The organism is Erythrobacter oryzae (genome assembly GCF_030271515.1).
In the GTDB taxonomy this organism is placed as follows: Bacteria; Pseudomonadota; Alphaproteobacteria; order Sphingomonadales; family Sphingomonadaceae; genus Erythrobacter; species Erythrobacter oryzae.
In genome coordinates this window covers 713,078-727,118 of record NZ_JASCXI010000002.1, presented here as the reverse complement: position 1 = coordinate 727,118, position 14,041 = coordinate 713,078, and the positions used below count along the sequence as shown (strand labels likewise).

General features: G+C 68.2%; 12 protein-coding genes. 9 read left to right on the top strand and 3 right to left on the bottom strand.

The window, feature by feature from the left end:
* Nucleotides 1-124: 124 nt before the first annotated feature.
* Nucleotides 125-781, top strand: a complete 657-nt coding sequence (locus PFX90_RS08060; protein WP_285711882.1) for an alpha/beta hydrolase — start codon at nt 125-127, stop codon at nt 779-781.
* 555 nt (nt 782-1,336) lie between these two features.
* Nucleotides 1,337-2,023, top strand: coding sequence for an energy transducer TonB (locus tag PFX90_RS08055; protein ID WP_285711881.1), 687 nt, complete (start codon nt 1,337-1,339; stop codon nt 2,021-2,023).
* 143 nt (nt 2,024-2,166) lie between these two features.
* On the opposite strand, the gene PFX90_RS08050 is transcribed toward PFX90_RS08055, so the two are convergent.
* Nucleotides 2,167-2,382 (bottom strand): hypothetical protein, encoded by a 216-nt coding sequence (locus PFX90_RS08050; RefSeq protein WP_285711880.1) that lies wholly within the window; start codon nt 2,380-2,382, stop codon nt 2,167-2,169.
* Between the two features lie 73 nt (nt 2,383-2,455).
* Here PFX90_RS08050 and PFX90_RS08045 point away from each other — a divergent pair, with 73 nt between their 5' ends.
* The 3 genes from PFX90_RS08045 (at nt 2,456) to PFX90_RS08035 (ending at nt 7,807) form a co-directional block, all read left to right on the top strand.
* A complete protein-coding gene (locus PFX90_RS08045; RefSeq protein ID WP_285711879.1) occupies nt 2,456-4,315 on the top strand; it encodes a DUF885 domain-containing protein in 1,860 nt (619 codons plus the stop codon).
* A gap of 208 nt (nt 4,316-4,523) precedes the next feature.
* Nucleotides 4,524-6,149, top strand: coding sequence for an FAD-dependent oxidoreductase (locus PFX90_RS08040; RefSeq protein ID WP_285711877.1), 1,626 nt, complete (start codon nt 4,524-4,526; stop codon nt 6,147-6,149).
* A 107-nt stretch (nt 6,150-6,256) separates the two neighbouring features.
* On the top strand, nt 6,257-7,807 hold the full coding sequence (locus PFX90_RS08035; RefSeq protein WP_285711876.1) for a hypothetical protein: 1,551 nt from the start codon (nt 6,257-6,259) through the stop codon (nt 7,805-7,807).
* Nucleotides 7,808-7,851: 44 nt separating this feature from the next.
* Here the strand turns inward: PFX90_RS08035 and PFX90_RS08030 are convergent, their stop codons facing one another.
* Both PFX90_RS08030 and PFX90_RS08025 read right to left on the bottom strand, forming a co-directional pair.
* A complete protein-coding gene (locus PFX90_RS08030) occupies nt 7,852-8,181 on the bottom strand; it encodes a hypothetical protein (RefSeq protein WP_285711875.1) in 330 nt (109 codons plus the stop codon).
* Between the two features lie 121 nt (nt 8,182-8,302).
* The gene (locus PFX90_RS08025; protein WP_285711874.1) at nt 8,303-9,922 is read right to left on the bottom strand and encodes a phosphoenolpyruvate carboxykinase; all 1,620 of its coding nucleotides are present in this window, start codon (nt 9,920-9,922) and stop codon (nt 8,303-8,305) included.
* 328 nt (nt 9,923-10,250) lie between these two features.
* Here PFX90_RS08025 and PFX90_RS08020 point away from each other — a divergent pair, with 328 nt between their 5' ends.
* The 4 genes from PFX90_RS08020 to rapZ are packed head-to-tail and all read left to right on the top strand — an operon-like array spanning nt 10,251 to nt 13,981.
* On the top strand, nt 10,251-11,027 hold the full coding sequence (locus PFX90_RS08020; protein ID WP_285712054.1) for a response regulator transcription factor: 777 nt from the start codon (nt 10,251-10,253) through the stop codon (nt 11,025-11,027).
* Nucleotides 11,020-12,588 carry a sensor histidine kinase gene (locus PFX90_RS08015; RefSeq protein ID WP_285711873.1) on the top strand — a complete coding sequence of 523 codons (1,569 nt, stop codon included), beginning with the start codon at nt 11,020-11,022 and terminating at the stop codon, nt 12,586-12,588. Before PFX90_RS08020 ends, PFX90_RS08015 begins: the two co-directional genes overlap by 8 nt.
* Nucleotides 12,585-13,061 (top strand): HPr kinase/phosphorylase, encoded by a 477-nt coding sequence (locus tag PFX90_RS08010; protein ID WP_336426489.1) that lies wholly within the window; start codon nt 12,585-12,587, stop codon nt 13,059-13,061. The genes PFX90_RS08015 and PFX90_RS08010 overlap by 4 nt, the downstream gene beginning before the upstream one ends.
* Nucleotides 13,058-13,981 carry an RNase adapter RapZ gene (gene rapZ / locus PFX90_RS08005; RefSeq protein ID WP_285711872.1) on the top strand — a complete coding sequence of 308 codons (924 nt, stop codon included), beginning with the start codon at nt 13,058-13,060 and terminating at the stop codon, nt 13,979-13,981. The genes PFX90_RS08010 and rapZ overlap by 4 nt, the downstream gene beginning before the upstream one ends.
* Nucleotides 13,982-14,041 lie beyond the last annotated feature (60 nt).

Genomic DNA, 14,041 nt, shown 5'->3' with positions numbered 1-14,041 from the left:
ATAGACCCGTTCCGGAATGGCTCTTGTCCCCGTAAGAAATTGCGGTTTTCGCGAGTGACCCTATATAGGCCGCACAATTTTCGGCGCCACCCGGCGCTGGCGCACAAAGATCTAGGGTTCACCGATGCCGTCCGTCATCTTTCCCGGCCCCGAGGGCCGTCTCGAAGGCCGTTTCTCCCCGCCCCCGCGCCCGCGCGCGCCGGTGGCGATGATCCTCCATCCGCACCCCGAAGGCGGGGGGACGATGAACGACCGGATCGTCCAGCGGCTCTACAAGACCTTCGCCGACCGCGGCTTTGCGACGCTGCGCTTCAATTTCCGCGGCGTGGGGCGCTCGCAGGGGTCCTTCGACAGCGGCATCGGCGAGCTTAGCGACGCGGCAAGCGCGCTCGACTGGGTACAGTCGATCCACCCCGAGGCGCAGAGCACCTGGATCGCGGGCTACTCCTTCGGCGCGCTCATCGGCATGCAGCTGCTGATGCGCCGCCCCGAAGTGCGCGGCTTCATCTCGGTCGCGCCGCCGGCCAACATGTACGACTTCAGCTTCCTCGCCCCCTGCCCCGCAAGCGGCATCTTCGTGCAGGGCGCGGCCGATACGGTCGTGCAGCCGGGCGCGGTGCAGAAGCTGGTCGACAAGCTGCGCACCCAGAAGCACATCACCATCCACCACGAGGAAATCCCGCGCGCCAACCACTTCTTCGAGAACGAACTCGACGACCTGATGCGCTCGGTGGACAATTATCTGGATTTCCGCCTCTCGCCGGATTGTCCGATTAAATAGGGTGTTTTGGTTTGCGCAGCCGCCTCCGCGGCTGCGTCCTCGGCGCTGTTCCCTACGCTTCGCTTCGGGGCGCCTGCGGCTCGCGCGCGTGCGCTCGCGGTCGCTGCGCGACCGAGATCACCGCTTCCCAATCGACTCGCGCTGGTTCGGCCCGCCAAAGGACGGGCCGCAAGGGCGAATGCCCGCCCGCAGGTGCCCCGCAGCGAAGCGTAGGGAACAGCACCGAGGACGTGCCCGCGGAGGCGGGCACGCGCACAAACGACTCACCGGCCCGCCGCAGGACGGGCCGCAAGGGCGAACGCCCGCCCGCAGCGACGCGCCCGCAGGGCGTGTGAGCGAGGATTTCGCATCGCGGATGCGATGCGGAACACAAGGACTCCACTCTTTTCTCTACTGAAATGATTGGAAAAAATACAGTCCTGAAAAACAACGCGAAATCGCTTCGCGCCTAGCAAAACTCATAGTACTCTCGCACGCGAGCGGAGCCGGAGTGTTCTGCTTGCGACAAGGTGCTCCGGCCACCGCTCCCACACTGATGGAGAGAGGAGCCCTTGCATGACTTACGTGTCTGCCAATCGCCGTCCCAACGCCGCCGCGCTTGCCGGAGCGCTCGGCATTCCGGGGGCCTTCGGCGCCCTGCTGATCGTCGGCCTCGCGGTGACGGTGACCACCACGCCCAAGGCGCCCAACCCCGAGGCGCGCGACGTCACCGACATCCCCCTGCCCCCGCCCCCGCCGCCGACCCCGACGCCCGAGACCAAGCAGAGCGACGCCCCGACAACCACCACGACCACGCCCCTTCCGACCCCGCTGCCGCCCACGCCCCTGCCAGTCGATCTTGGCCGGGGCGATCCGGTGCCCACCTTTCCCACCGGCGGCGAGACGGTGACCACCGGGCCGATCACCTTCGGAACCGGCCCCTCGCCCAGCGCCGCCTCGCTCTACGATCCGGTCGGCGCCAAGCCCAAGGGCAACCCCGGCAAGTGGGTGACCAATGACGACTACCGCCCGCGCTGGATCCAGGAGGAGCTCTCGGGCACCGCGCGCTTCACGCTCCAGATCGACGCGCGCGGGAAGGTGACGGGGTGCACGATCACCCGCTCGACCGGCCACCCCGCGCTCGACAGCGCGACCTGCGACCTCGTGACCAAGCGCGCCCGCTTCGATGCGGCGCGTGACGGCAACGGCAAGCCGGTCGCGGGGACCTATTCGAATGGGGTCACCTGGAGAATCCCGGAATAAGTTTTTGTTGCGACGGCGCGCCCCTCCGGGCGCGCCGTTCCTCGCTCACGCGACCTACAGGTCGCATCGCTGCGGGCGCCCGTTCGGGCTTGCGACGCCTGCGGCGTCGATGATTACCTTCCTTGGCCGGGGGAGGCTTTCCCTTAGCCCCCTCCGGCGGCCTTTTTCACCTGTTCGATCGGCGCGGTTCCGCCGGGCGCGGGCACAGTCCAAATCAGCACATTGATCACCGCGATCACCGCCAGCAGCACCATCAGCGCGGGGTTCTTCGCCTCGCCCGTGCGCCGCCACAGCACGAAGGCCCCCGCGACCAGCGCGAAGGCGGCCAGCATGACGATGGCGAGCACGATGTCAGTCATGCCCGCGCCTTAGACCAAGCCTCACGTCAGGTGCAATTGACTTGGGCCAAGCGCGCCGCCTAACCTTGCCTCCATGAGAGAGAGCACCACCCGCATCACCCGCCGCCAGACCCTTGCCGGTCTGGCGGGCACCTCCACCCTTGCCCTGCTGCCGGCCTGCGCCGCGAGCCCCGCGCCGGCCACCGCCAGTGCTGCCACGAGCACCTCGCTAAAGGGCCTCGCGCCCGACGCGGCGCTGGAGCGGGTGGCCTATGCCATGCTCGCCCACGAGCCGGGCCGCGCGACCGGCCTCGGCGTCGACACCGGCGAATATGCCGCGTGGCGATCGACCTTCGGCACCGGCGGGGCCGAGGGCCGCGCGGAATATGCGGCGACGCTCAAGGAACTGGTCGCCGAGGTGAAGGCCTATCCCAAGGATGGCCTCACCAGCGACCAGCAGATCGGCTTCGAGGTGGTCGAGACCGCCTTCACCAGCGCGCTCGAGGGCATGGCCAAGCCCTATGGCGACGTCGCCGTCGGCAGCTGGCGCAATGCGCCCTATGTCGTGATCCAGAACGTCGGCGGCTATATCGATCTGCCGCGTTTCTTCGGCTCGGGCCAGCCGCTGAAGACCCCCGAGGACATCGGCCCCTACATGGACCGCCTGGCCGAGGTTCCCGCGCTGCTCGACGGCGAGCTCGACCGCATCCGCGACGCGCGCGGGCAGGGCGTGGTGCCGCCCGCCTTCCTGCTCGACAAGGCGATCGCGCAGATGGAGGCGAGCATCGCCGCGACGGGCGAGAGCTATGCCGGGCCGCTCACCGCGAGCGGCATCGCGGGAGCCGACAAGGCCGCCGCGCAGGCCGAACGCATTGCCGCCACCGGCATCGCCCCCGCGCTCGAACGCCAGCTGGCCGAGCTGAAAATCCAGCGTGCCGCCGCCAAGGACGCGGCGGGCATGTGGGCGCAGCCGGGCGGCGAGGACTACTACGCCTGGGCCCTGCGCGCCTCGACCACCACGAAGCTCACCCCCGACGAGATTCACCAGCAGGGCCTCGACGAGTTGAAGGCGCTCCACGCCCGCATGGACCCGATCCTGCGCGAAATCGGCTACACCGAAGGCTCGGTCGGCGCCCGGATGCGCGCGCTCTCGGCCGATCCGCGCTACCACTTTGCCGAGGGCGACAAGGGCCGCGAGGAGATCTTCGCCTTCATCAACGAGCGGCTCGGCTGGATCAAGTCGCAGATGCCGCGCGCCTTCAACACGCTGGTCGATCCCAAGATGGAAGTGCGCCGCCTGCCGCTCGCCGAAGAGCCCGGCGCGCCGGGGGCCTACGGGGGCGCTGGCAGCAAGGACGGCAGCATTCCGGGGCGGATGTGGATCAACTTGCGCACCACCGACCTCCACCGCAAATACGACCTCGGCGATCTCACCTTCCACGAGGCGATCCCGGGCCATGTGTGGGAGGGCGAATTCAGCAACCGCCTGCCGCTGATCCGCTCGATCCTCGCCTTCAACGCCTTTTCCGAAGGTTGGGCGCTTTATGCCGAACAGCTGGCGGACGAGCTGGGCGCCTATGACGAATTCAAGGTCGGGCGGCTGGGATACCTGCAATCGCTCGCCTTCCGCGCCTGCCGGCTGGTGGTCGACACCGGCATGCACCACAAGCGCTGGACGCGCGAACAGGGGCGGCAGTTCTTCGTCGAGGAGAACGGCTCGAAGGTCGAGGAGGTCGCCTCCGAGGTCGACCGCTATTGCTCCTGGCCGGGGCAGGCCTGCGGCTACAAGATCGGCCATTCCGAGATCGTCAAGAACCGCGCCCGCGCGCAGGCCGAGCTGGGGGCGAAATACGACCTCAAGGGCTTCAACACCGCCGTGGTGCTGGGCGGCAATGCGCCGCTTTCGGTGATGGCGAACACGGTGAGCCGCTACATCGCGGGGGCGAAGGGGTAAGACGGGCGTCGAGCAGGCCCACCCCCGGCCCCTCCCGCAAGCGGGAGGGGAGGATCAGTGCCAACAGTCCCCCTCCCGCTTGCGGGAGGGGTTAGGGGTGGGCATGCACCGCCTTCCCGAACACAACATAGCAATCCCCGCACATCCCCCGCTTCCCAAACCGCTATCCTGTCCCCATCTTGCAACCCGCGCATGACAGGAGGGCCGCATGGAAACACTGGGACAAGACCTTGAGACCATGCGCCGGGTGCCGCTCGCGCCCGAGCATGTCGATGCGATCTGCGCGATCGGGGGCGAGAAGGTCTACCCCGCCGGCGCGATCGTCATGGATATCGGCGAGCCGATGGACCGCTTCGTCTACATCCTCGAAGGCGAGATCGAGGTGGTGAATCCCTATACCGGCGAACGGCTGCTGCCCTCCTCGCTCGGGCCGACGCAGTTCATGGGCGAGATCGCCTTTTTGAACCGCGGCACCAATTACCTGAAGATGCGCGCCTGTCAGGACACCCGCGTGATCGAGGCCCCGCGCGCCGCGATGCTCGAGCTGATGAGCCGCGTGCCCGAGCTCTCCGACCACATCATCACCGTCTTCGCCGCACGCCGCCGCAAGCAGTTCGAACTCGGCTCGGCGGCGGTCAAGGTGGTGGGGGCAGACCGCGATCCGGCGGTGCAGGCGGTCGAGCGCTTCCTGTCGAGGAACCGCATTCCCTTCAAGAGCTTCGATCTCGACGCCAAGGACGAGCAGAGCGTCGCGGTGTGCACCCTCATCGGTCACGAGCCGGCGGTGGTGCTGGGCAACGGGACGCGGCTCGAAGACCCCACGCCGCGCAAGGTCGCGCAATATCTCGGCATGGACCTCGATATCTGTTCGCGCCGGACCTATGACCTCGTGATCGTCGGCGGGGGCCCCGCGGGGGTCGCCGCAGCGGTCTATGCGGGGAGCGAGGGGATCGAGGCGCTGGTGGTCGAGGACACGGCCGTTGGCGGGCAGGCGGGCACGTCGAGCCGGATCGAGAACTACATGGGGTTCCCCACCGGCATCAGCGGCACCGACCTCACCTGGCGCGGACAGGTGCAGGCGATGAAGTTCGGCACGCGCTTCGTGATGCCGCGCCGGGTCGAGGCGATGAGCCGCCGCGAGGACGGGGCCTACTGCCTGACGCTGGATGACGGCGACGAGCTCTGCGCCCGCGCGGTGCTTGTGGCGACCGGCGTGCAATACCGCCGCCTGCCGCTGGAGCATCTCGAGGAGCTGGAGGGCGCAGGCATCTTCTACTCGGCGACCGAGATGGAAGCGCGCTTCTGTTCGAAGACCGAGGCGGTGGTGATCGGCGGCGGCAATTCGGCGGGCCAGGCGGCGATGTTCCTCAGCCGCGCGGCGGCCCATGTGCATCTGGTGGTGCGCTCGGGCAGCCTTGCGGCCTCGATGTCGAGTTATCTCTCGCAGCGGCTGGAGGCCGATCCGCGCGTCACCATCCACTACCACTCCGAAGTCACGGCGCTGCACGGCGAGACGTGGCTTGAAGGCCTCACACTGAAAACCGGCGACAGCGAGCGCCGGATCGATGCCCGCGCGCTGTTCATCATGATCGGCGCCGCGCCCAACACCGGCTGGCTCTCGGGCCTCGCCGAGACCGACGCCAAGGGCTTCGTCCTCACCGGCGCGGCGGCGGGCCAGGGTGACGACTACGCCACCACCGCGCCCGGCATCTTCGCGGTGGGCGATGTGCGCGCCAATTCGGTCAAGCGCGTCGCAAGCGCGGTGGGCGAGGGATCGGTGGTGGTGAGCCGCATCTGGCAATATCTCGAGAACACGCGGCCACAATCCGGCTGACTTTTCGGCCCACCCCTCCAACAACCCTCTGGCATCGCGGCAAAAGCTCGATATGCTGCACCCCGACGCGGCCATCGCAGGGCCGTTGCCGGGGGGAGGCCCGACCGATGATTTCCGCGCTGTTCCGTCTTGCCCTCGCCGCGCTGGCGCTGGCCGCCGTCGCCACCCCCGCCGCAGCCGAATGGTACGAAGCCTCCTCCGAACACTTCGTCATCTACGCCGACGACCGCGAGGCCGACATCCGCACCTTTGCCCAGAACCTCGAGCGCTATCACAGCGCGATGGTGTTCGTGACCGGGCGCAAGGCCGACAAGCCCAGCCCCTCCAACCGCGTCGTCATCTATGTCGTGGGCGGCGAGCGGGCGATGCGCTCGCTCTCGGGCGACCGCAAGATCGCCGGTTTCTACATCCCGCGCGCCGGGGGCAGCCGCGCCTTCGTGCAGGACATCCGCAACCAGCAGAACGGCTATCCCGATTTCACCACCATCGTGCTGCTGCACGAAAATGCCCACCACTTCCTGCTGTCCTCCTCGCGCTTCGCCAAGCCGCGCTGGTATGACGAGGGCGCGGCCGAATTCTTCGCCTCGGCCAGTTTCGAGCGCGACGGCAGCCTGTGGATCGGCCGTCCGGCAGAGCACCGCGCGGGCGACCTCGCCTTTGCCGATCCGGTCCATGTGCGCGAATTGATCGACCCCGCGCTGTACGAGCAGAAGAAGGTCAAGGGCTACGACACCTTCTACGCCAAGAGCTGGGCGCTGTATCACTACCTGTTCTTCACGGAAGGCCGCCGGGGCCAGCTCAACACCTATCTGGTGAACCTTGCCCAGGGCATGGAGCAGAAGGCGGCGGGCGAGGCGGCTTTCGGCGATCTCGACCAGTTGGAGAAGGAGTTGAAAGCCTATCTGCGCCAGCCGCGCATGGCCGCCCTGAAGCTGCCGCCCGACAAGCTGGCGATCGGCCCCGTCACCCTGCGCCAGCTGACCGCGGGCGAGGCGGCGATGATGCCGCTCCAGATCCGCTCGCAGCGCGGCGTCGACTCCGAGGAAGCCGCGGTGCTGCTGGCCGAGGCGCGGCTGGTGGCGGCGAAATTTCCCGAAGACCCGGGCGTGCTCACCGCGCTGGCCGAAGCCGAGTATGATGCAGGCAACGATGCGCAGGCGATCGCCGCTGCCGACGCCGCGATCGCCCGCGATCCCGCGCGCGCCAATGCCTATGTCCAGAAAGGCTACGCGCTGTTCCGCCAGGCCGAAGCCGCCGAGGCCGACAAGCGCAAGGCCGCCTATTCCGCGGCGATCAAGCCCTTCGTCGCGCTCAACGCGCTCGAGAACGATCATCCGCTGCCGCTGATCTTCTTCTACCGGGCGCAGGTCCAGCAGGGCAAGGAGCCCAACGAGAATGCGCGCGCGGCGCTGGAACGGGCGGCGGTGCTAGCGCCCTTCGATCACGGCTTGCAGATCAATGCCGGGATTATGCTGGTGGGCGAGGGCAAGATCGCCTTTGCCCGCGCGATGCTTGCCCCCGTGGCGGCCAATCCCCACGGCGGGTGGGCGGCGGCCAAGGCCAAGCAGCTGATCGCCGCGATCGCCGATGCCAGCGAGGGCACCCCGCTCCAGCTGGGCAATCTCCCCGATCCGGTCGAGGTTCCCGAGGTGGAGTAGCCGGGAACGGGTGCAGGCGCGCGCCGGGGCGCGCGCCTGTCAGCTCAGCTCTTGCCGCCGCCCAGCAGGCCCGAGGCCATGCCCATGATGTCGTCGAGCGGATTGCCGTCGCCATCCTTGTCGAGCATCGAGGCGAAGTGGGTGAGCGAGCCCTCGCCCCCGATCGCGCTCACCACCTGATTGAGGATGTCGGGGCTGAGGCCGGTCTTCTCGGCCGCCAGCGTCACGGTGTCGCCGTCGAGCTGATGGGTCTTGCCGAGCGCGGCGATCGCCTTTTCGGCCATCGCCGGGTCGATCCCGATCTTGGCCGCGAGGTTCACCACATCATCCGGCGCGCCGCCGATATTCTTCAGAATGCCGTCGAGAATGCTCATCACGTCCCTCCTTCTAAGCGAGTCGGGGCGAGTGTGGCGCAGGTGTGCGGCATTTCAAGGTAAAAGGCCCCGCTCCGGTCTTAGCGCCGGGCGGGGCCCCCCTCTCCAACTCGTGATGGCGTCAGGCAGCGACGCTCGCCGGCGCGGGCGCGGCGTTCTTGACGCCTTCGTCCACGTGGGCTTCGAACTGCGCGAAATTGTCGATGAAAAGCTGCACCAGCTTCTTGGCGGTGGCGTCATACTCGGCGCCGTCGGCCCAGGTGCTGCGCGGATCGAGGATCGTCTGGTCGATCCCGGCTTCGGCCAGCACGGAGACGAAGACGGGGACTTCGAAGCCGAAATTCGCGTCCTTGCGGAACTCCACCGCGTCCATCTTGCCGTCGAGCACCGCGTTCAGCAGCGCGCGGGTCGCCTTGATCGGCATGCGGTGGCCGGTGCCGTACTTGCCGCCGGTCCAGCCGGTGTTGACCAGCCAGCACTCCGCGCCGCCCTTGGCGATGCGCTCCTTGAGGAGGTTGCCGTAGACGCTCGGGTGGCGCGGCATGAAGGCGGCGCCGAAGCAGGTGCTGAAGGTCGCCTCGGGCTCGGTCACGCCGATTTCGGTGCCCGCGACCTTGGCGGTGTAGCCGCTGAGGAAGTAATACATCGCCTGATCGGCGGTCAGTCGCGCGATCGGGGGCAGAACGCCGAAGGCATCGGCGGTGAGCATGATGACGTTCGAGGGCGCGGGGCCGAGGTTCTTCTCGCTCGTGTTCGGGATGAACTCGATCGGATAGGCGCCGCGGGTGTTCTCGGTCTTGCTGCCGTCGGTGAAGTCCAATTCGCGCGTGGCCGGATCCATCGTCACGTTCTCGAGGATCGTGCCGAACATCTGCGTGGTGGCGTAGATCTCGGGCTCGCCCTCGGCCGAGAGGTTGATCATCTTGGCGTAGCAGCCGCCTTCGAAGTTGAAGACCGCGGTGTCCGACCAGCCATGCTCGTCATCACCGATGAGGGTGCGGCTGGCGTCAGCTGAAAGCGTCGTCTTGCCGGTGCCCGACAGGCCGAAGAAGATCGCGCTCTTGCCGTCCGCGCCGATGTTGGCCGAGCAGTGCATCGGCATCACACCCTGCGCGGGGAGGAGGTAGTTCAAGAGGCCGAACACGCCCTTCTTCATCTCGCCCGAATATTCGGTGTTGCCGATCAGGATCAGCTTTTCGGTGAAGCTCACCGCGATCACCGTGTCGCTGCGGCAGCCGTGGCGTTCCGGGTCGGCCTTGAAGCTCGGCAGGTTGATGATGGTGTATTCGGGGACGAAGCTCGCCAGTTCCTCCGCCGTGGGGCGCACCAGCAGGGTGCGGATGAAGAGGTTGTGCCAGGCCATCTGGTTGATGACGCGCACGTTGACGCGGTATTCCGGCTGCGATCCGCCGAACAGATCGGCGACATAGAGTTCTTCCTGCCCCTCGAGCTCCTTGAGGAAATCGGCCTTGAGCGCGGCGAAATGCGCCTCGCTCATCGGCTGGTTGATCGTGCCCCAGTTGATCGTGTTCTCGGTCTCTGCATCGCGGACGATATACTTGTCCTTGACGCTGCGCCCGGTGAAACGCCCGGTATCGACCAGCAGCGCGCCATGCTTGGTCAGCTGGCCCTCGCCCTTTTTCAGCGCATGCTCGACCAGCGCCGAAGTGCCGAGATTGGGGTGGATCACCGCACGGGTGGCGAGGTTCTGGGCGGCCAGCGGGGTTGCGAGCGGGGTCAACTTACGTCTCCTGGCGTAGAGGCATCGGGAAGCAGCGAATGGGTCACGAGCGGGACTGGACAATCCGCGCCAACGAATCCCCTCGCGCTTGCATCACACCCCGTAGCACTTGCGCATACGTATGCAACACCGGGCGCAAAGCCGTCGTGCAAACCTGTCCGATCCCTGTTCTGCGCCTTAAATCGCGCTTGCCCCAACGTCAAACCGGCAGCGGCATAGCAAATGTGACAAGCGGCAAAGCGCCACTTTCCCGCGCCCGCTGGGGCGTTGCAGGCGGGCCGCGATGGCGCTACCCATGCGCCATGCAGACGCGCGCGGAGCACTCCTGATGGCGAGCGAGGGCACCACCGCCCCCACCGACGCCCCGCCTCCCGAGGGCGGCGGCGAGGCGCGCAAGCTCCAGATCGCGCTGGTCGACGATGATCGCAACATCCTCACCACGGTCTCGATCGCATTGCAGGCCGAGGGCTTTGCCACCCGCCTCTATTCCGATGGCGAGACCGCGCTGAAGGCGCTGCTCGACAATCCGCCCGATCTTGCGGTGTTCGACATCAAGATGCCCAAGATGGACGGGATGGAGCTGCTGCGTCGGCTGCGCGAGAATTCCGCCATCCCCGTCATCTTCCTCACCAGCAAGGACGACGAGAGCGACGAGGAAGCGGGCCTCGAACTGGGCGCGGACGATTACATCGCCAAGCCCTTCAGCTTGCGCCTCCTCATCGCCCGCATCCGCGCGATCCTGCGCCGCGCCGAGCCGCTTGGCACCGACACTGCGCCGGCCGCCTCGCCCGAGCCCGCGCCTGCCACCCTCACCCGCGGCCGGCTGTTCATGGACCCGGCGCGCCATCAGGTGATGTGGGACGGGCAGGCGGTCAGCCTCACCGTCACCGAATTCTTGATCCTCGAAGCGCTCGCCATCCGCCCCGGCGTGATCAAGAGCCGCAACCAACTGATGGACGCCGCCTACCCCGACGACGTCTTCGTCGACGACCGCACGGTCGACAGCCACATCAAGCGGATGCGCCGCAAGTTCAAGGCGGTCGACCAGAGCTTCGATGCGATCGATACGCTCTACGGCGCGGGCTACAGCTTCACCGATGGCTGACGAAAAGCGCGGCGGGAACGGGGCCGAGCAGATGAGCGCCACCGGCCGCTTCGCGCTGACGGGGCGCATCCTCGCGGTCAACATCCTCCCCCTGCTGATCCTCGGCGGCGGGCTCTTCTATCTCGACAGCTACCGCACCCAGCTGATCAACGAGCGCTTCAAGCTCGCCCGGATCGAGGCCCAGATCACCGCCGAGGCGCTGGCCGGCGCGACGCGCGAGCGGCAGGAGGCGCTCCTGGTGCAGATCGGCAAGGAACAGCGCATGCGGCTGCGCACCTTCGATGCCAAGGGCAAGCTCACCGCCGACAGCTTTGCGCTGGCCGAACCCGCCTTCCGCTTCAACGACACCTCCGACGACGACTGGGAACAGCGCTTCTCGGTCTGGCTCGATCGCACCATCGACACCATCGTCTCGGCAGAGCCCGTGCAGGACTATGTCGAACCCGATGCGCAGGAGGCCAACGCCTGGCCCGAACTCGCCCGCGCGCGCGAGCTGGGGCTGTCACAGGTCAGGCTCTACGACTGGCAGGACGGCACCCCCGTCATCACCGCCGCGGTGCCGGTGGGCCTTCAGGGCGCGACGCTGCTGACCGTGCGCAACGCGGTCGACATCACCGAAAGCGTGCGCGCGGCGCGCACCACGCTGTTCCTCGCGATGCTGCTGGTGATGGCGGCCTCGGCGACGCTCTCGCTGTTCCTCGCGCGCACCATCGTCACGCCCCTGCGCCTGCTGGCGCGCGCCGCCGTGCGCGTGAAGCAGGGCCGCGACCGCGAGGTTGAAGTGCCGCGCCTGCCCCAGCGGAGCGACGAGATCGGCCTGCTCGCCCGCGCGGTCTCGGACATGACGACCGCCCTACGCGGCCGGATCGACGCGGTCGACAGCTTCGCGGCGGATGTCGCCCACGAGATCAAGAACCCGCTCGCTTCCCTGCGCAATGCCATCGACACGCTCCCCCGCGTCGACGACCCCGCCCTGCGCGCCGAGCTCACCCAGATCGCCGCGCATGATGTGCGCCGGATCGACCGCCTCGTCACCGAAATCTCCGCCGCCAGCCGCGTCGATGCCGAGATCAGCCGCGCGACCCTCGAGCGCGTCGACCTCACCGAACTCTTCGCCAACCTCATCGCCAGCCGCGAGAACCGGGGCATGAACGGCGGACGCAAGCTCGAACTCGACGCGCGGGTGCCGCCGGGCGGCAAGCTGCGGGTGATGGGCGTGCCGACCCAGCTCGAACGCGTCGCGGAAAACCTGATCGACAACGCCGTGTCCTTCTCGCCCGAGGGCGGCACGGTGCGCGTCACCCTGCGCCCTGCGGGCCGCATGGTCGTCACCGAAGTCACCGACGAGGGCCCCGGCATCCCCGCCGAAGCGCGCGAGGCAGTGTTCCGCCGCTTCCATTCCGACCGGCCCGAGAGCGAGAGCTTCGGCAACCATTCCGGCCTCGGCCTTGCCATCGGCCGCGCGATTGCCGAGGCGCATGACGGCTCGCTGATCGCCGACGCGCGGGTCGACGGGGCGAGCGGCGCGTGCCTGCGCCTGACGCTGCCCGGGGCGCCGTGAGCGGTCTGGTGATGCAGGCGAGCGCCGTGGCGATCGGCGGACGCGCGCTGCTGATCGAGGGCCCGCCCGGGAGCGGCAAGTCAAGCCTCGCCCTCGCGCTGATCGATCGCGGCGCGGGGCTGATCGGCGATGATGCGGTGACATTGACGCCCTCAGAGGGACTGCTGATCGCCTCCCCGCCGCCCAATATCGCCGGGCTGATCGAAGTGCGCGGCGTGGGCCTTGCGCGCCTCGACGTCGCCCCGCCCGCCCCGGTCGCGCTTATCCTCACGCTCGGCGGCCCGCCGCCTGCGCGCCTGCCCGAAGCGCCCGTGCTCACAAGGAACATCGCCGGGGTCCCGGTGCCGGTGCTCGCCTTCGATCCCGGCCCCAACGCCCCCGCCGCGCGCGCCGAATGGGCGCTCAGGATGCACGGCCTCGTATTCGCGGCATCTTCCCTTTGCGCGGCGCAAACGCCAGATAGAGCGCCATGACCGCCGCCGACGCCCCTCCGCCGCCCCCCGCCACGCGCCAGCTGCTGCTGGTCACCGGCCTGGCAGGCGCGGGCAAGTCGACAGCGCTCGCCGTGCTCGAAGACCTCGGCTGGGAGACCATCGACAACTTCCCCGTCCGCATGCTCAAGCGGCTGGTCACCATGGCCGACGAGACCTCCGCGCCGCTCGCGATCGGCTTCGATTCGCGCACCCGCGGCTTCGTCCCGGCCGACATCATCGCGCTGGTGAAGGACCTCAGCGCACGCCCCGACCTCGCGCTCACCTCGCTGTTCCTCGACTGCGCCGGCGGCGAGCTGGAACGCCGCTTCAACGAAACCCGCCGCCGCCACCCGATGGCCGATGGCCGCCCAGTCCAGGATGGCATTGCCGCCGAGCGCGAGCTGCTCGAGCCGCTGCGCCGCTGGGCCGAGGTGCTGATCGACACCACGGCGATGACCAGCAACGATCTGCAGGGCAAGATCCGCGAGCTCTTCGCGCCCCCCGAGGCCGGGGCCGCGCTCACCCTCACCATCTCGAGCTTCGGCTTCGCGCGCGGGATGCCGCCGCTCGCCGACCTCGTGTTCGACATGCGCTTCCTCGACAATCCGCACTGGGTGCCGGGACTGAAGGAGCAGACCGGGCAGGACGCGGCGGTGGGCGAGCACATCGAGAAAGACCCCGCCTTCGCCGAGGCCTTCGCCCGGATTCGCGACCTCCTCCTGTTGCTGCTCCCGCGCTACGCCGCGCAAGGCAAACCCTATGTCCACATCGCCTTCGGCTGTACCGGCGGGAGACACCGCTCGGTCTACACCGCCGAGTCCATGGCCGAGGCCTTGCGCGGCGAGGGATTTTCGCCCACTGTCCGCCACCGCAACCTCGGGTCGCGCGCGGCCGACGCCATCGAAGGCGATCGCCGCTAGAGGTCGCCCATGAATTTTACGCCGCAGTGCAACACACATTGTCGGTTAAGGTAGAAACGC

Excerpts from the sequence above, each read along its gene's own strand:
- PFX90_RS08030 (WP_285711875.1), bottom strand. The coding sequence starts at position 8,181 with ATGAGCATTCTCGACGGCATTCTGAAGAATATCGGCGGCGCGCCGGAT.
- rapZ (WP_285711872.1), top strand. The coding sequence starts at position 13,058 with ATGACCGCCGCCGACGCCCCTCCGCCGCCCCCCGCCACGCGCCAGCTG.
- PFX90_RS08050 (WP_285711880.1), bottom strand. The coding sequence starts at position 2,382 with ATGACTGACATCGTGCTCGCCATCGTCATGCTGGCCGCCTTCGCGCTG.
- PFX90_RS08040 (WP_285711877.1), top strand. The coding sequence starts at position 4,524 with ATGGAAACACTGGGACAAGACCTTGAGACCATGCGCCGGGTGCCGCTC.
- PFX90_RS08055 (WP_285711881.1), top strand. The coding sequence starts at position 1,337 with ATGACTTACGTGTCTGCCAATCGCCGTCCCAACGCCGCCGCGCTTGCC.
- PFX90_RS08020 (WP_285712054.1), top strand. The coding sequence starts at position 10,251 with ATGGCGAGCGAGGGCACCACCGCCCCCACCGACGCCCCGCCTCCCGAG.
- PFX90_RS08015 (WP_285711873.1), top strand. The coding sequence starts at position 11,020 with ATGGCTGACGAAAAGCGCGGCGGGAACGGGGCCGAGCAGATGAGCGCC.
- PFX90_RS08035 (WP_285711876.1), top strand. The coding sequence starts at position 6,257 with ATGATTTCCGCGCTGTTCCGTCTTGCCCTCGCCGCGCTGGCGCTGGCC.
- PFX90_RS08060 (WP_285711882.1), top strand. The coding sequence starts at position 125 with ATGCCGTCCGTCATCTTTCCCGGCCCCGAGGGCCGTCTCGAAGGCCGT.
- PFX90_RS08045 (WP_285711879.1), top strand. The coding sequence starts at position 2,456 with ATGAGAGAGAGCACCACCCGCATCACCCGCCGCCAGACCCTTGCCGGT.